General features: G+C 74.4%; 12 protein-coding genes and 1 pseudogene. 4 read left to right on the plus strand and 9 right to left on the minus strand.

Annotated elements, in window-relative coordinates; all coding sequences use genetic code 11:
* Nucleotides 1-13 precede the first annotated feature (13 nt).
* The 4 genes from IE172_RS23850 to IE172_RS23865 form a co-directional block, all read right to left on the minus strand.
* Nucleotides 14-1,108, minus strand: coding sequence for a DUF5925 domain-containing protein (locus IE172_RS23850; protein WP_190099355.1), 1,095 nt, complete (start codon nucleotides 1,106-1,108; stop codon nucleotides 14-16).
* Between the two features lie 83 nt (nucleotides 1,109-1,191).
* Nucleotides 1,192-1,992, minus strand: coding sequence for a polysaccharide deacetylase family protein (locus tag IE172_RS23855; protein ID WP_229886315.1), 801 nt, complete (start codon nucleotides 1,990-1,992; stop codon nucleotides 1,192-1,194).
* Nucleotides 1,989-2,987, minus strand: a complete 999-nt coding sequence (locus tag IE172_RS23860) for a glycosyltransferase family 2 protein (protein WP_190099356.1) — start codon at nucleotides 2,985-2,987, stop codon at nucleotides 1,989-1,991. The genes IE172_RS23855 and IE172_RS23860 overlap by 4 nt, the downstream gene beginning before the upstream one ends.
* Entirely contained in the window at nucleotides 2,984-3,805 is an 822-nt protein-coding gene (locus tag IE172_RS23865) for a glycosyltransferase family 2 protein (RefSeq protein ID WP_190099357.1), read from the minus strand. Before IE172_RS23865 ends, IE172_RS23860 begins: the two co-directional genes overlap by 4 nt.
* A 601-nt stretch (nucleotides 3,806-4,406) precedes the next feature.
* Here IE172_RS23865 and IE172_RS23870 point away from each other — a divergent pair.
* On the plus strand, nucleotides 4,407-5,210 hold the full coding sequence (locus IE172_RS23870; RefSeq protein WP_190099358.1) for an SGNH/GDSL hydrolase family protein: 804 nt from the start codon (nucleotides 4,407-4,409) through the stop codon (nucleotides 5,208-5,210).
* Nucleotides 5,211-5,214: 4 nt separating this feature from the next.
* On the opposite strand, the gene IE172_RS23875 is transcribed toward IE172_RS23870, so the two are convergent.
* From IE172_RS23875 to IE172_RS23890, 4 genes are all read right to left on the minus strand, one after another.
* On the minus strand, nucleotides 5,215-6,846 hold the full coding sequence (locus IE172_RS23875; protein WP_190099359.1) for a serine/threonine-protein kinase: 1,632 nt from the start codon (nucleotides 6,844-6,846) through the stop codon (nucleotides 5,215-5,217).
* A gap of 39 nt (nucleotides 6,847-6,885) precedes the next feature.
* Nucleotides 6,886-8,394, minus strand: coding sequence for a nickel transporter (locus IE172_RS23880; RefSeq protein WP_190099360.1), 1,509 nt, complete (start codon nucleotides 8,392-8,394; stop codon nucleotides 6,886-6,888).
* Nucleotides 8,391-9,959 (minus strand): tetratricopeptide repeat protein, encoded by a 1,569-nt coding sequence (locus tag IE172_RS23885; protein WP_190099361.1) that lies wholly within the window; start codon nucleotides 9,957-9,959, stop codon nucleotides 8,391-8,393. Before IE172_RS23885 ends, IE172_RS23880 begins: the two co-directional genes overlap by 4 nt.
* 100 nt (nucleotides 9,960-10,059) lie before the next feature.
* Entirely contained in the window at nucleotides 10,060-11,592 is a 1,533-nt protein-coding gene (locus tag IE172_RS23890; protein ID WP_190099362.1) for a DUF4331 domain-containing protein, read from the minus strand.
* 245 nt (nucleotides 11,593-11,837) lie between these two features.
* Here IE172_RS23890 and IE172_RS23895 point away from each other — a divergent pair, with 245 nt between their 5' ends.
* The 3 genes from IE172_RS23895 (at nucleotide 11,838) to IE172_RS23905 (ending at nucleotide 13,597) form a co-directional block, all read left to right on the plus strand.
* On the plus strand, nucleotides 11,838-12,380 hold the full coding sequence (locus IE172_RS23895; RefSeq protein ID WP_190099363.1) for a sigma-70 family RNA polymerase sigma factor: 543 nt from the start codon (nucleotides 11,838-11,840) through the stop codon (nucleotides 12,378-12,380).
* Nucleotides 12,377-13,195 carry an anti-sigma factor gene (locus IE172_RS23900; RefSeq protein ID WP_190099364.1) on the plus strand — a complete coding sequence of 273 codons (819 nt, stop codon included), beginning with the start codon at nucleotides 12,377-12,379 and terminating at the stop codon, nucleotides 13,193-13,195. The genes IE172_RS23895 and IE172_RS23900 overlap by 4 nt, the downstream gene beginning before the upstream one ends.
* 126 nt (nucleotides 13,196-13,321) lie before the next feature.
* Nucleotides 13,322-13,597 carry a hypothetical protein gene (locus tag IE172_RS23905; protein ID WP_190099365.1) on the plus strand — a complete coding sequence of 92 codons (276 nt, stop codon included), beginning with the start codon at nucleotides 13,322-13,324 and terminating at the stop codon, nucleotides 13,595-13,597.
* A 250-nt stretch (nucleotides 13,598-13,847) separates the two neighbouring features.
* Here IE172_RS23905 and IE172_RS35465 read toward each other — a convergent pair.
* Nucleotides 13,848-14,088: pseudogene (locus tag IE172_RS35465) on the minus strand (ABC transporter permease); the annotation flags it as partial.
* Nucleotides 14,089-14,166: the final 78 nt, after the last annotated feature.

Genomic DNA, 14,166 nt, shown 5'->3' on the forward strand with positions numbered 1-14,166 from the left:
CCCATCAAAACACCTACAGGTACAGGCCCGCGTCCGCGTCCCCGCGCGGTTCCGGGAGCGCCGTCGGGGACGTGCCCCGGCGCAGGGCGTACAGCTCGGCCAGTGTCGCGCCCTCGCGTCCGACGCCCTCCTCGCGGCCCAGCCAGTCCACCGCCTCGGTACGGGTCAGCCGGCCGACCTCGATCCGGGCGAGGCAGCGGCCGGGGCGGACCACGGCCGGGTGCAGGCGTTCCAGATCCTCGTTGGTGGTGACCCCCACCAGGACGTTGCGGCCCTGGCCGAGCAGACCGTCCGTCAGGTTCAGCAGCCGGGACAGCGCCTGGCCGGCGGTGTGCTTGGCCTCGCCGCGGATCAGCTCGTCGCAGTCCTCCAGGAGCAGCAGCCGCCAGCGGCCCTTGCCCGCCGCGTCCTCCTCGCCGATCGCGATGTCCATCAGGTAGCCGACGTCGGAGAAGAGCCGCTCCGGGTCCAGGACGCAGTCCACCTGGCACCAGTCGCGCCAGGAGCGGGCCAGAGTGCGCAGCGCGGAGGTCTTGCCGGTGCCCGGCGGGCCGTGCAGCAGGAGCAGCCGGCCCGCGATGTCCTCGGGCGTGGTCTTCATCAGGCGGTCCATGGCGTCCGCCACCGGCGCGGTGTAGTTGGGGCGGATCTCCTCCCAGGTGCCCGCCGAGATCTGCCGGGTGGTGCGGTGGGGGCCGCGGCGCGGGGAGACGTACCAGAAGCCCATGGTGACGTTCTCCGGCTGGGGTTCGGGCTCGTCGGCCGCGCCGTCGGTGGCCTCCTCCAGGACCAGCGCCGCCAGTTCGTCGCTGATCGCGGTGACCGTGACGTCGGCGCCCCGGTTCCAGCGGGACACCAGCAGCGTCCAGCCGTCGCCCTCGGCCAGGGTGGCGCTGCGGTCGTCGTCCCTGGCGATCCGCAGCACCCGCGCGCCCGCGGGCAGCAGGGTCGCGCCGGAGCGCACGCGGTCGATGTTGACGGCGTGCGAGTACGGCTGCTCGCCCGTCGCGAAGCGGCCGAGGAACAGCGCGTCGACGACGTCCGACGGGGAGTCGCTGTCGTCGACGTTGAGCCGGATCGGCAGTGCGTCGTGCGGTTGCGCGGACATGCCGCCATGATCGGTCACCGGGGCGCGGCGTGCACCCGATTTCCCCGGTGGCGCCCCCGGCCGCCCGGAGCGGCCGGGGGCGTTCACTCCCGCGGGCGGCCGGTCAGCCGCGCGGCCTGCCGGGTGCGGCGCACCATCGCGTATCCCTTGGTCAGGGCGCGGTCCCGGGCGAAGACGCGGGTGAGGGAGCGCCCCTCCACCAGCCGCTCGAAGTCGGCGGCGGACGTGGACCGGCGCACCGTCACGCGCCGCAGTGCGTACGGCCCCTGGGCACGCCGGGCCAGGCCGTTGCCGACGGCGAGGGCCTGGGCGTACCCGGTCTCCCGCACCGCCTCGCGCACCCGGCGGCTGGAGTAGCCGAAGGGGTACGCGAACGAGGCGGGTACGGTGCCCAGCCGGTCGGAGACGATCTCCTTGGACAGGATCAGCTCGGACCGCAGCCGGTTCTCGTCGAGCCGGTCGAGCTGCGGGTGGCTGTGGCTGTGCCCGCCGATCTCCACTCCGGCGCCCGCGAGGTCGCGCACCTGGTCCCAGTCGAGCATGGTGTCCGGGCCGCCGCCGTTGTCGTGCGGCCCGCGCAGCCAGCCGGTGGTGACGAACACGGTGGCCGGGAAGCCGTGCCCGGCCAGCACGGGCAGGGCGTGGCGGTGCACCCCCTCGTAGCCGTCGTCGAACGTGACCAGGACCGGCCGCGCGGGCAGCGGCCGGCCCGAACGCCAGTGGGCGGCCAGTGCGGCGGTGGTGACGGGGGTGAGGCCCCGGTCGGCGATCACCGCCATCTGCGCGGCGAACGCCTCCGGGGTCACGGACAGCGCGCGGGTCGCCTCGTTCGGGCGGGCCGACACGGCGTGGTACATGAGGACCGGCACGCGCACGTCAGTCACGGCCGCCGCCCCTTCCCGGCGGGCACCACGGGGAAGGTGACCCCGCCCCGTCCGGCCCGCACGCTGCCCACCAGGTAGCCGCCGGCCGCCGTGAGCACCCCGGTGACGATCGCGCCCGCGCGGCCCGCGCCGCCCGGGCGGCCGAGCAGGGCGTCGCGCAGTCCCCGCGCCACCCCGGCCGGCAGCACCCGGGTGGTGTACCGGCGTTCGGACTCCAGTCCCTTGCGCGCGCCGACGCTGCGGGCGACCAGCGCCTTGGACAGGCCCTCGGCGTAGGTCCGGGTACGGAAGTAGCGGAACCGCTCGCGGGCCTCGGGCACCCGGTGGTGGATCACCGCGCGGTCGTCGATCAGCAGGACCGCGTCGGGCCGGGCGCGGCTGAGGCGGATGCACAGTTCCGTCTCCTCACCGCCCAGCGGGCGTCTGTCGCCGTCGCGTCCGATGCCGGTGGCGAAGCCGCCCGCCGCGTCGAAGGCCTCGCGTCGGAAGGAGGCGTTGCCGCCGAGGACGTTGCGCACCCGCACCCGGCCGCGCGGCAGGCCCCGGTAGGTGCAGCCCACCACCCAGTCGAACTCCTCGGGGAACCAGCCGGGCCGGCGGCCCGACGCCCAGACCGGCTCGGTGCGCCCGCCGACCGCCATCACGCGCGGATCGGCGTACGCGTCGGCGAAGTGCCTCAGCCAGTCGCGTTCGGCCACGGCGTCGTCGTCGAGGAAGGCGACGACCTCCCCGCGCGAGGCGGCGATTCCGGTGTTGCGGCCGGCGGACAGGCCGCGGGGGCCCGCGTTGGCGAGCACCCGCACCTGGCCGGTCCCCTCGTACTCCTTGCCCAGACGGTCCAGGAGGGCCTGGTTGTGGTCGACGACCAGCAGGGTCTCCAGGGCCGGCCGTGACTGCGCCCGGACCGAGGCGACCGCAGCGAGGACGTCCTCCCAGCGGTCCTCGGTGTAGGCGCAGATCACGACCGAGACGCCCGGGGTGCCGGGATCGCTCACGACACCTTCGCCCGGCCCGTGTCGAGCAGCGGGGAGTGGTGCGGGCGGCGGCGCAGCGCACGCCGGTTGGACCGCTCCCGGAGGATCACTCTGAGCACCCGGAACCCGTCGCGCACGGCGCGCAGATTGCTCGTGCCGTGGATGCGCAGGTACTCGTGGCTGGGGATCTCCTGCACCTTCAGTCCGGCCTTGACGACCCGGATGTTCATCAGGGTCTCGACCTCGAAACCGGTGCAGTCGAGGTCGATCCTGTCCAGGCAGTGCCGCCAGAAGGCGTTGTAGCCGTAGCAGAGGTCGGTGTACCGCGCGCCGAACTTGCGGTTGACCACGGCGCACAGCACCCGGTTGCCGAGCTTGCGGACGAAGGTCATGTCGTCGGTGCCGCCGCCGTTGGCGAAGCGGGAGCCCTTGGCGAAGTCCGCGCCGGAGACCAGCGCGGAGACGTAGCTGACGATCTCGTTGCCGTCCGCCGAACCGTCCGCGTCGACCATCACGACGATGTCGCCGGTGCAGGCCTCGAACCCGGCGCGCAGTGCGTCCCCCTTGCCCTTGCCGCGCTGTCCGACGACCTTCACGTCGGACCGCAGTTCGCGGGCCACCTCGACGGTGCCGTCGGTGGAGTTGCCGTCGACCAGGATCACTTCGTGGATCCAGTCGGGAAGCGTCTTGAAGACGTACGGCAGGTTCTCCGCCTCGTTCATGGCCGGTATCACCACGCTCACCGGTGGCGCGATGGCCAGGTGCGAGGAGACGGGCCGGTACGTCCGGGCGGCCGGCGGATCCTGGTCCGCGGTCGCCGGCTGCAGTACGGAGCTCATGAGTCAGGTCCCTCTCGTCCGGCGGACCGCCCGCCCCTCGGGCGGCCCGGCTGTTCGTCCGGTTCGAAAGGGGGGTTGTTCTCACCCCACGGCACGGCGGAAGGAACCACCGTGCACGCCGGGTGAGTTGGCAGAACTGATCGGCCGCGGACATCGCGGCCGTCCGCGCGGCACGGCTCGGCCACCGTTGCGGTCACCGAGCACGGCACCCCCCTACCGCGCCCCGCGCCGGCACCTCGCGGTTCCGAGCCCTCCCCTGAAGCCGCGTACAGACGGACCGATGCGGGTGAGATGTATGACGGTATTGACGATTGACGCCGTATGGCAAGACCTGGAAAGGAACCTCACGCTTTCGCGGGTTTGGCCGTCCCAGGTACCTCTTGCCCGGATTTTCGTGTCTGCATGGCCGACTTTGCCCCCTGAAGCGTCGGATGCCGGGCTTCAATGTGGCCTACCCCGTTGGGGGCGTCAAGAGCAGAAAGTCCCTACGGCCGGATTTCGTCCAGGGTTGAATCAGTAACAGTTTTGGCATGAACACTTCCAGTCAACACGCGTAGTTGATACGACGGTTGCGGCAGAGATCCTGCTCAAGGGAGGTTCCATGAGACGTTCCCGACTTCTGCTCTTCCTCGGCACGCTCCTCCTCGCCGGCACCACCGCCCTCACCGGGGCCGCCGCCGCCCAGGCGTCCCCCCAGGCCGCCGGCGGCTATGTGGCGCTGGGCGACTCCTACTCCTCCGGTGTCGGCGCCGGCAGCTACACCGCCGAGAGCGGCGACTGCAAGCGCAGCACGAAGGCCTACCCCTACCTCTGGCAGGCCGCCAACTCACCCTCGTCCTTCGACTTCGAGGCCTGCTCGGGTGCCCGCACGGGTGATGTCCTCTCCGGACAGCTCGGCACGCTCTCCACCGCCACCGGCCTGGTGTCGATCAGCGTCGGCGGCAACGACGCCGGATTCGCCGACGTCATGACGACCTGTGTGCTCCAGTCCGACAGCACCTGCCTCAACCGGATCGCCACCGCGCGGGCGTACGTCGAGTCCACGCTGCCCGGCAGGCTCGACAGCGTCTACTCGGCCATCCGTGACCGCGCGCCGAACGCCGAGGTCGTCGTGCTCGGCTACCCCCGCTTCTACAAGCTCGGCACCTTCTGCGTCGGTCTCTCCGAGACCAAGCGGAAGGCGGTCAACGACGCCGCCGACCTCCTCGACAACGCCATCGCCCAGCGCGCCAGGGCGCATGGCTTCACCTTCGGCGACGTCCGCACCACCTTCACCGGTCACGAGATCTGCTCCGGCAACTCCTGGCTGCACAGCGTGGACTGGCTCAACATCGGCAACTCGTACCACCCGAAGGCCGCCGGCCAGTCGGGCGGCTACCTGCCGGTGCTCGACGCGGCGGCCTGATCCCTCAGGACCCCTCGCCGTCCGGACCGGAGGGAGAAGCGGAGGCCCCGCCCGTCGGGGCCTCCGTCTCGCACGTCACCGAGAACGGCACCGTCTTCGAGGTGGTGCGCACCGGCTCACGGACCTCGACACCGATCCCGCTCTCGAAGGTCCCGCTCTCCGCGTACGCCGTCACGGTCACCGTGTCCCGCTTCGCCCGCCCGCCCCCTTCGGGGAACGACAGCGTCCGCCAGCCCGGATCGGTCACCGAGCCGTCCTCCGCCACCCACCGGTAGGACACCTCGGCGGGCAGCCGTCCCACGGTGAACGTCGCCGTGAACGCGGGCGCCCGCTCACCCGGCGGCGGACAGCCCCCGGAGTACTCCGTGCGCGCGCCGGTCACCGTCACCGACACGGTCTGCGGCGGGGGAGTGCTCTCCTCCCCGCTCTCCTCCTCCGTGCTGGGGGCCGGGTCCGGGGCCGGGTCCTCCGTCTCCGGTGTGCCACCGCCGGTCCCGCCGCCGGTCCGCGCGGGCGAACTCGCCCCGCCGCCGGTGTTCTTGCCCCCGGGCCCGCCGTCCCCCCGGTCGAGGAGCGCGTACGTCAGCCCGGCCAGCGCCAGGGCCAGGACGACCGCGCCCACGATCAGGACGACGGCACCGCGCCGGTCGCGCCCCGGGCGGGTGACCGCGGTGGCGTGCGTGCTCGTGACCGGCGCCGGGGGAGCGGACGGGAACGCCGTCTCCGGGTGTGGCCGCGGAACCGCGGCCACCGTGGGGGCGTACGGTCCCGGACGCGCCGTGCCCCCGCCCGGCGCGCCCCCCGCGCCGATGACCCGCAGCTCCTCCTGCGCCCGCTCCGCCGGCAGCCGCCCGGCCGGATCCTTGCGCAGCAGTCCCTCGATCACCGGGGCGAGCGGACCCGCCCGGCGCGGTGGTGGCGGTTCCTCGTCCACGATCGCCCGCAGGGTGCTCAGCGGGGTGTCGTGCCGGAAGGGCGAGACGCCCTCCACCGCCGCGTACAGCAGCACACCGAGCGACCACAGGTCCGACGCGGGTCCCGGTGTCCGCCCCAGCGCGCGCTCCGGGGCGAGGAACTCGGGCGACCCGACGACCTCCCCCGTCATGGTCAGCGCGGAACTGCCCTCGACGGTGGCGATCCCGAAGTCGGTGAGCACGACCCGCCCGTCGTTCGCGATCAGGACGTTCGCCGGTTTCACGTCCCGGTGCAGCACCCCCGCGGCGTGCGCCGCCCGCAGCGCGGCGAGCACCTCCGCCCCCACCTGCGCGGCCCGCCGCGGCGGGAGCGGACCCTCGGCCTCCAGCACCTCGGCGAGGGAGAGACCGCGGACCAGCTCCATGACGATCCACGGACGCCCGTCCTCGGTCGCCACGTCGTACACCGTCACCACGGTGCGGTCGGCGACCCGGGCCGCCGCCCACGCCTCCCGCTCCAGACGGGCGTACATCCGCTCGACGTCGGACGCCGGCAGCCCGGCCGGGGCGCGCACCTCCTTGACGGCGACCTCGCGGTGCAACAATTCGTCGCGGGCCCGCCACACCGTGCCCATCCCGCCCTCGCCCAGCCGCGACAGCAGCCGGTAGCGGCCCGCGATCACCCGCTCACCGCCCGGTTCTTCGGACACCGCGCCCCCCATCGCATCCGGGCGAATTCACCCTTTCCTCATGAAAGTAGCTCAGCCGAGTGCGGATGCCGCCCCCCTGAACACCAATCCGGCTCCCAGGGCCACGACGACGAACGCCGACCCGAGGGGCGCGCTTTGGCGCACCAGCGCGGCCCAGGGGGCGGCCGCCCAGCGGGGACGCCGGTCCAGCAGCCGGGACATGCCGCCGCCGGCCCTGACGACCGCGTACCCGGCCGCGGTGAGGGTGAGGGCCAGTCCGGCGCCGTAGGCGACGACGAGCAGCAGCCCGAACCAGGCCTGTCCGAGGGCGGCGGCGCCGACCAGCACCACGACGGCGGACGGACTGGGCACCAGCCCGCCGGCGAAGCCGAGCAGGATCGCGCCGCGCAGGGTGGGCGCCGTGGGATGGGTGTGGGTGCGACCGCCGTGGGTGTGCTCGACGTGACCGTGCGCGTGCGCGTGCGGGTGGCCGTGGGGGTGGGGGTGCGGGTGGTCGTGTGCGTGGGAGTGCGTGGGGTGGTGCGCCTGCTTCCGGAGGCGCAGGGCACGGCGTACGAGACCGGCGCCGGCCAGGGTGACCAGGACGCCGCTCGCGATGCCCAGCCAGGCGATCACCGAGGGCGCGGCGGCCGAACCGGCGGTGACCAGCAGGCCCAGGGCGACCACGCCGAGGGTGTGGGTGACCGTGACCGAGGCGGCCATGGGCAGGACGTCCCGCAGACGGGCCCCGCCCCCGCGGGCCGCCGCCGTCGCCGCCATCAGACTCTTGCCGTGGCCCGGTGCGAGCGCGTGCATCGCCCCGAGGAACACGGCGATCAGCAGGGCGGACGCGGCGAGGCCGACGGTCAGGTCCTGCCGGGCGACCAGGCCGTCGAGCGCGCGGGTCCAGCGGTCGGCGCCGCGCGGCAGCACCGAGGAGGCCGGCGCGTCCGGCTCCTCGGCCAGGGCGGGCCCGCCGGGCCGGACGCGCAGGTCCGCGGTGCTGGTGTCGGCGGGGGAGGAGAGCGACTGCGCGGGATACCGGGTCAGTTCGCGGGACGGCGACTCCGCGGGGACGTCCGAGTCGGTGAGGGTCGTACGGTCGCCCCGCGCGGTGATCTCCCGCCAGCCGGGCCCCGACGAGGCGCCCGCCTGCCGGAAGCCGACCCGGACCGCACCGCCCTTCGGCAGGGGCGCGGTCAGCCGGCACTCCACGCGCAGGGTGTCGAGCCCGGCCTGGCCGGGCCGCACCCGCGCGCGGGCATCGCGCACGGTCAGCGCGACCGCGCGGCCGTCGACGCGCACGCCGCTGTCCCGCGCGGCGGCGGCACAACGCTCCCGGGCCCAGGCGCCCTGGCCCAGCCGTTCGATGTCCGGAGCCGCCTGGGTGGCCGGGATCTCGGCGAGGTCCTCGACGTGGTGGACGCGGAGTTCACCGGGCGCGGCCACCAGCCCGTCGTAGCGGTTCACGGTGAAGTTGCCGAGCGGGTGCGCGCCCGCCGCCCCGGCCGGGGCCAGCGCCAGCGCGCAGGCGGCGGTGAGGACGGCGGCACCGGCGGCGACGCGACGGCGGGAGGTCAACGCGCCACCCCCAGGTCCTCGAGCGCGGCACGGGCCGCGGCGGCGCCCACCGGTGAGAAGCCGGGATTCAGCTCCAGTGCTGCGGTCAGCGAGTCACGGGCGGCCCGGTCGAGCCCGGCGGCCTTCTCGATCATGCCCCGGTGGTAGAGGAAGACGGCGTTGCGGTACCCCGTGGCCGTGGCGCGGCGGGCGAGCGGCAGGGCCTCCTGGTGACGGCCGTTGACGTACAGCGCCCAGGCGAGGGCGTCGGCGGTGTGCACGCTGTGCCGCCGGTCCCACTCCGCGCGGGCCGCGCGCAGCGCCTCGCCGGCGTCCCCGTGATCGGCGGCGGCGAGCGCGGTGTCGAGGTCGACGTCGACCCCGCCGACGCGGGCCAGGGACGTCCAGGCGTCGACGAGGGCGTACTGGTCGTCTGCCTTCGCACGGTCGCCCTCGCCGCCCCGCGCCTCGTACAACTCGCCGAGGGCGACCAGCGGCCCGGGCAGCGGGGAGCGGGCGACCACCTGCTCCAGTGTCTCGACGGCGCCCGCGCGGTCACCGCTCGCGGCCTGCGCGCGCGCCCGGCCCTCCAGCGCGGGGAGGTGGTCCTCGTCGGCGGCGAGGGCACGCGCGTAGTGCGTGAGAGCCGACCCGTAATCACCCTGGCTCCAGGCCAGTCGGCCCAGCGCGGTCGCGACGTACGCCACGTCGGCGGGCGAGGAGGCGCTCTCCAGGGCCCGTCCCAGGACCTCCCGCGCGGTGCGCACGTCGCCGCGCAGCTCCCGCACGTAGGCGTACCGCGTGAACACGGGCACCCCGGGCCGCCTGCGGTCGGCGGTGACGGCGGCCCGCGCGGCCTCCTCGTACCGGCCGAGTTCGACCAGGGCGTCGATGCGGGAGCACAGGGCGCGCTCGCTGTAGGGGTTCTGTTCCAGGGCCCGGTCGGCAAGCTCCAGTGCGCCGGTGAAGTCGTGCCGCGCGGCGGCGAGGGCGGCCTGTCCGGCGAGGGCGGGATCGTTGTCCGGTTCGAGGGCGAGGGAGCGTGCGAGCGCCCGCTCGGCCTGCGGGTACCGGGAGGGGTCCCCTTCGGTCCGCGCCTGCTCGACGTAGGCGGTCCCCAGGGTGGCCCACCCGCCGTGGTCGCGGGGCTGGACCCGCAGGTGCTCCCGCAACGCCCGTGTCCCGGCCGCGAGATCACCCCCGGTGAGCGCCCCGGCGGCGAACGCGCCGCCCGCCGGAGCCGGCTCCCGGCCGCCGTCCCGCGCCCCGCCGGCCGCGATGCTCCCTGCGGTCAGTGCGACGGCGAGCAGTACGGCGCACGAGGCGAGGTGCGGCCCCCGGCCGCGCCGCGCGGCGGCGGCGAACCTCCGCAGCACCGCGACACGCCCCGTCCCGCACCGGTCCGCCGCGGTCGGCGTACCCTGCGGACCGGGATCCCCCGGCGCCGCCGCCGCCCGTTCCCGGTCCGGTCCCGCCGCGGGGCGCTCCCGTGGCGGCCGCGCGCCGGCGGCGGGCGGTCGTGGCGGGTCCGCCGGCTGTTCGTGACGGGGCGTCGTCGGTTCGCTGTCGTTCGTGGGCGCGGCCATGGCCTCTCCTCGGTGTTCGGCGGCGCGGCCCGTGCCGTGGGGGTGGTGGGACGGGCCGCGCCTGCTGTGGGGGACGGGGCCGGAGTGCCGGCCGCCGGGTTCAGTACGCCCGGTTCCGCATCCGGCGCCACCACATCAGCGCCGTGCCGATCAGCAGCAGCCCGCCGGCGCCCGCGCCCGCGGACGCGGCGATCAGGGTGGTGTCGTCCCTGCCCTCCGCGCCCGCCGGCCGCAGCGCGTCACCGAGCTGGTTGCGCACGTCGTTGCCGCCGTCCACGCCCTGGGCGAGCGGTCCGCGCGACCCCTCCGTCGGGTTCGCCAGATAGGGGAAGGCGGCACCGAACTTCTTGTCGTTGGCGTCGACCGCGTCTCCCAGGTCGTTCTCCGCGCCGGCCAGTTCGCCCTCGACGACCTGGAGGGCCGCGTCGATCACGTCGTCCGTCAGCCGGCGCCCGTTGGGGAAGCCGGCGTTGTCCCCGTCCAGGACGCCCAGCCGCTTCGGCTCGGCGGCCGGTTCGATCGAGGTGTTGAGGCGCAGCATCTCCGACGGCGTCACGTGCGGGGGCTGGTTGAGTCCCTCCACGCCCTTCAGGAACACGTTCACCAGGTCGTCGCGGGGCTCGGCCGGGGCGGGGATCTTGTAGATCGCCTCGATGAGCCCGGGCAGTTCCGGCTCGGTGACGTTCTGCAGGAACTGCGCGTCGTCCCACGGCCTGGACGCGTTGAACGTGTCCTTGTCCTTCAGCGGGTTGACGACCTCGTTCACCAGCGGGTTGCCCAGCCGTGACACCTGCACGAAGTGTCCCTCGGCGTTCTTGCGCTGCGTCGTCGACCAGATGCCGACCACCGGCTGCTCCGCGGACTCGGTGATCATCTCGGTGGGGACCTGGAGGGCCAGGGAGTTGACGTTGTAGCCCTTCAGCGTGTCGTTGCCGACCTCGGTGAGGTCCCCGCCGTACAGCAGGTCGAAGACCCTCAGGTCGAGGAAGAAGGGGTCGTCGGCCTGACCGGCGAACGTCGTCGCCCCGCCGGCGAGTTCGCGCACGGCCTGCTTCCGCAGGGTGTCGTAGTCCGGCATGGACGCCTTGCCGACGTTCGACGGGGCGACCGGGACGTCGTCGGCGATCTTCGTGCGCGACACCGCCCGCTGGTCCTTCAGCTTCAGCAGCTCGATGTCGTAGGTCTGCGTGATGTTGAGATCCTGGTCGTCCAGGCTGGTGACCGGGCCCGTGTTGTAGAGGAACGTCGCGTCGTTCCTCACGTGGGTCCTGAAGGTGTAGCGGAAGAGCAGTTCGCCCTGTGCGTCGCCGTCGTTGTCGACGTGGATGTCGTACTGGGCGTCCTCGGCGAACGTGAAGAAGTTCGGCCCGCCGGCCGGCTCCTCGAAGGGGATCCAGTTCGCGATGATCGTCGTCGTGTCCGGCTTGTCGGGGCTGACGAACGCGTACAGGTCCGTGTTGTCGTACTGCGGGGTGCCCGAGATCAGCGGGGCCTCCCGGTGGGAGGAGGCCGAGGCCGCCTCGGGTTCCAGCGCGGTCACGCCGGCGGCCGCGAGCCCTCCGGCCGCCAGCGCACCACAGATCAGGGTCGCGAGACCCCTGCGCCCCGCACCGGTCCTGTGATCAGGTGTCATGCCGTCCGTCCTCACTGCCGACTTGCCTTGACGCACTGGCATTCGGAGCCTTCGCCGGGCCGGATTGGTGGACTTCGCGAACTCGCCGTCCGCCCCCTTCCGCCACGCCGCGGCGCCCGTGGCATTTCTCGCCGCAGACCCGCGTTTTCGGTCCGGTGATCCGTACTTACCGTCCGGAGGCACGCTCGCCGCGCATGCCTCGATCGACCGGGCGGCCCGGCGGGGCCGGGAGAGGGGGACGCGCGGTGGATGCGGACGAGCTGCTGGTGCTGGTGGCCGCGGGCGACCAGAAGGCGTTCGAAGACCTGTACGGGCTGGTCTCCGGCCCCGTGTACGGGCTGGTGCGGCGCGTGGTGCGCGACCCCGCCCAGTCCGAGGAGGTGGCTCAGGAGGTGCTGCTGGAACTCTGGCGGTGCGCCGCGCGGTTCGACCCGGGACGGGGCAGCGCGCTGTCCTGGGTGCTCACCCTCGCCCACCGCCGTGCCGTCGACCGGGTGCGCAGCGCCCGCGCGGCCGGCGAGCGCGAGGAGCGCGAGGCCCGGCGCGGTCACGGCCCCGCCTTCGACCAGGTCGCCGAGGAGGTCGAGGCCGGCCTCGAACGCGAGTGGGTACGCCGCTGTCTGGACCGTCTCACCACCCTCCAGCGGCAGTCGGTCACCCTCGCCTACTACGACGGCTACACCTACCGGGAGGTGGCCGAGCGGCTGTCGCTGCCGCTCGGCACGGTCAAGACCCGTATGCGCGACGGCCTCACCCGCCTGCGCGAGTGCCTGGGAGGCGCGGCATGAGCCTGTTCGGCCGACTGGGATCCCGCGGTGACCCGCACTCGCTGGCCGCGCCCTACGCCCTCGACGCCCTCGGGCCCGCCGAGCGCGTCCGCTTCGAAAGGCATCTGACGTCCTGCGGCCGCTGCACCGCGGAGGTGCGCGACCTGGCCGAGGACGCCGTCCGCCTCGCCTGGTCCACGGCGGCGCCCGCGCCGCCCGCGATGCGGGACCGGGTGCTGGCGGCCGTGCGGACCACCGCGCAGGAGCCCGCGCCCCGCGAGGGCGCCCGCGCGCGTGAGCCCCGGCTCCCGCCCCACGTCTGGGGCGCCGCGCCGCCGCCGCGCACCCGGGAGCGGCGCCGGTCACCCCTGTTCGTGCCGTTCGCGACCGCCACCGCCGCGGCGGCGCTCGTCGTCGCCTCGCTCTTCGCCGTCCAGGCCGAGCGCACCCAGGACCGGCTGAACGCCGAACGAGACCGGGCACGTGAGATCGCCCACGTTCTCGCCGCTCCGGACGCCCGCGCGAGCAGCGGCCGGGACGCGCGCGGCGGCACGATCGGAGTGGTCGCCTCCGTTTCGACGCGCGGCGCGGTCGTCACTCTGGGCGGGTACGACGACCCCCCGAACGGACGTGTGCGCCAGCTCTGGCTCATGGGATCGGGGGAGCGACCGCGTTCCCTGGGGCTTTTCGAAGGCGACACGCCCTTGGTGGCCTCCGGTCTCGACACCGGTGCGACGTCACTCGCGGTGACCGTCGAGCCCGGCGGCGGATCGCCGCAGCCCACCGGCCAGCCCATCATCCAACTCGCCCTGAAAACGGTCGGATTCGGAGAGTAGTCGTCGTGGGTTCGTCAACACCCTTACAGGGAAGGTGAATCCTGTGACCTCGATACACGAGTGCTCGCACGGGGCGATAGGGTTACCCTGCCCGGGCCGGGTGGACTCGTACGGGTGGGGAGTGACATGGAACAGATAACAGTGCGCAGCAGGGCCAGGGTCCCTGCGATCACCTGCGGCAGCAGCGCCAGCAGTTCGCGCCTCGACCGGCATCTCTCGGTCCTCGGTGGACCGGCGGTCCCGCAGCGCGAGACCGCCGAGGCGACCTCGCTGATGCGTGAGCTGACCGCACGTGAGCCCGTGCACGGCCGCGGCGCCAGGAGCGCGCGGGCCCGGACGAGCCGCGTCTCGCTCTTCGCCCCGCTGCGCCGACTGCGCCGCTCCCTGTTCGGCAGCCGGTAGCGCCCGCGCCGGACGGCCCCACCGTCCCGGCGCAGCGCCCCGCCCCCGCCGTCATCCCCGCGGCCCCGGGGCGCCTGGAGCCCTCTCTCACGTCCCCTCGCCGGCGCTCCCGGTCCCACCCGGCAGTGATCCCGGGGCCCGCCGGCTCCCCCTCCGTGCCTCGGCGCCTGCCGTGCGCGTACTCCCGCACCGCCGGCGGCACGAACACCGCGAGCGGCACCGCGCACTCCGAGGTCGCTGCCGATCACACGCACGCGCACCGGAACAGCGGCAGCGCGAGGGCGCCCACCCCCGCCGGCTCGCTCCCCTCCACCCGCCGGCCGACCGCGAGCCCGGCCGGCAGGACCGGCACCGTCCCGGCGGCGGTCACCCAGCAGGTCCGCGAGGGCCCGGCCCAGCGGCACGGCCGCCCGGCTCACCGGCAGCGAGCGGAACCGGTCCGTCACGCCCCGGTCCACGTCCTGGGCCGACCAGACCATGCCGGTCGGCGCGTGCCCCCGGCCGGCCGCCGGGACCGCCGGGAGCCCGGAACCGGTCGACAGGGAGGAGGTGTCCGCGCGGATGCTCGG

It is taken from the genome of Streptomyces griseoflavus (assembly GCF_014649995.1).
GTDB lineage: Bacteria > Actinomycetota > Actinomycetes > Streptomycetales > Streptomycetaceae > Streptomyces > Streptomyces griseoflavus.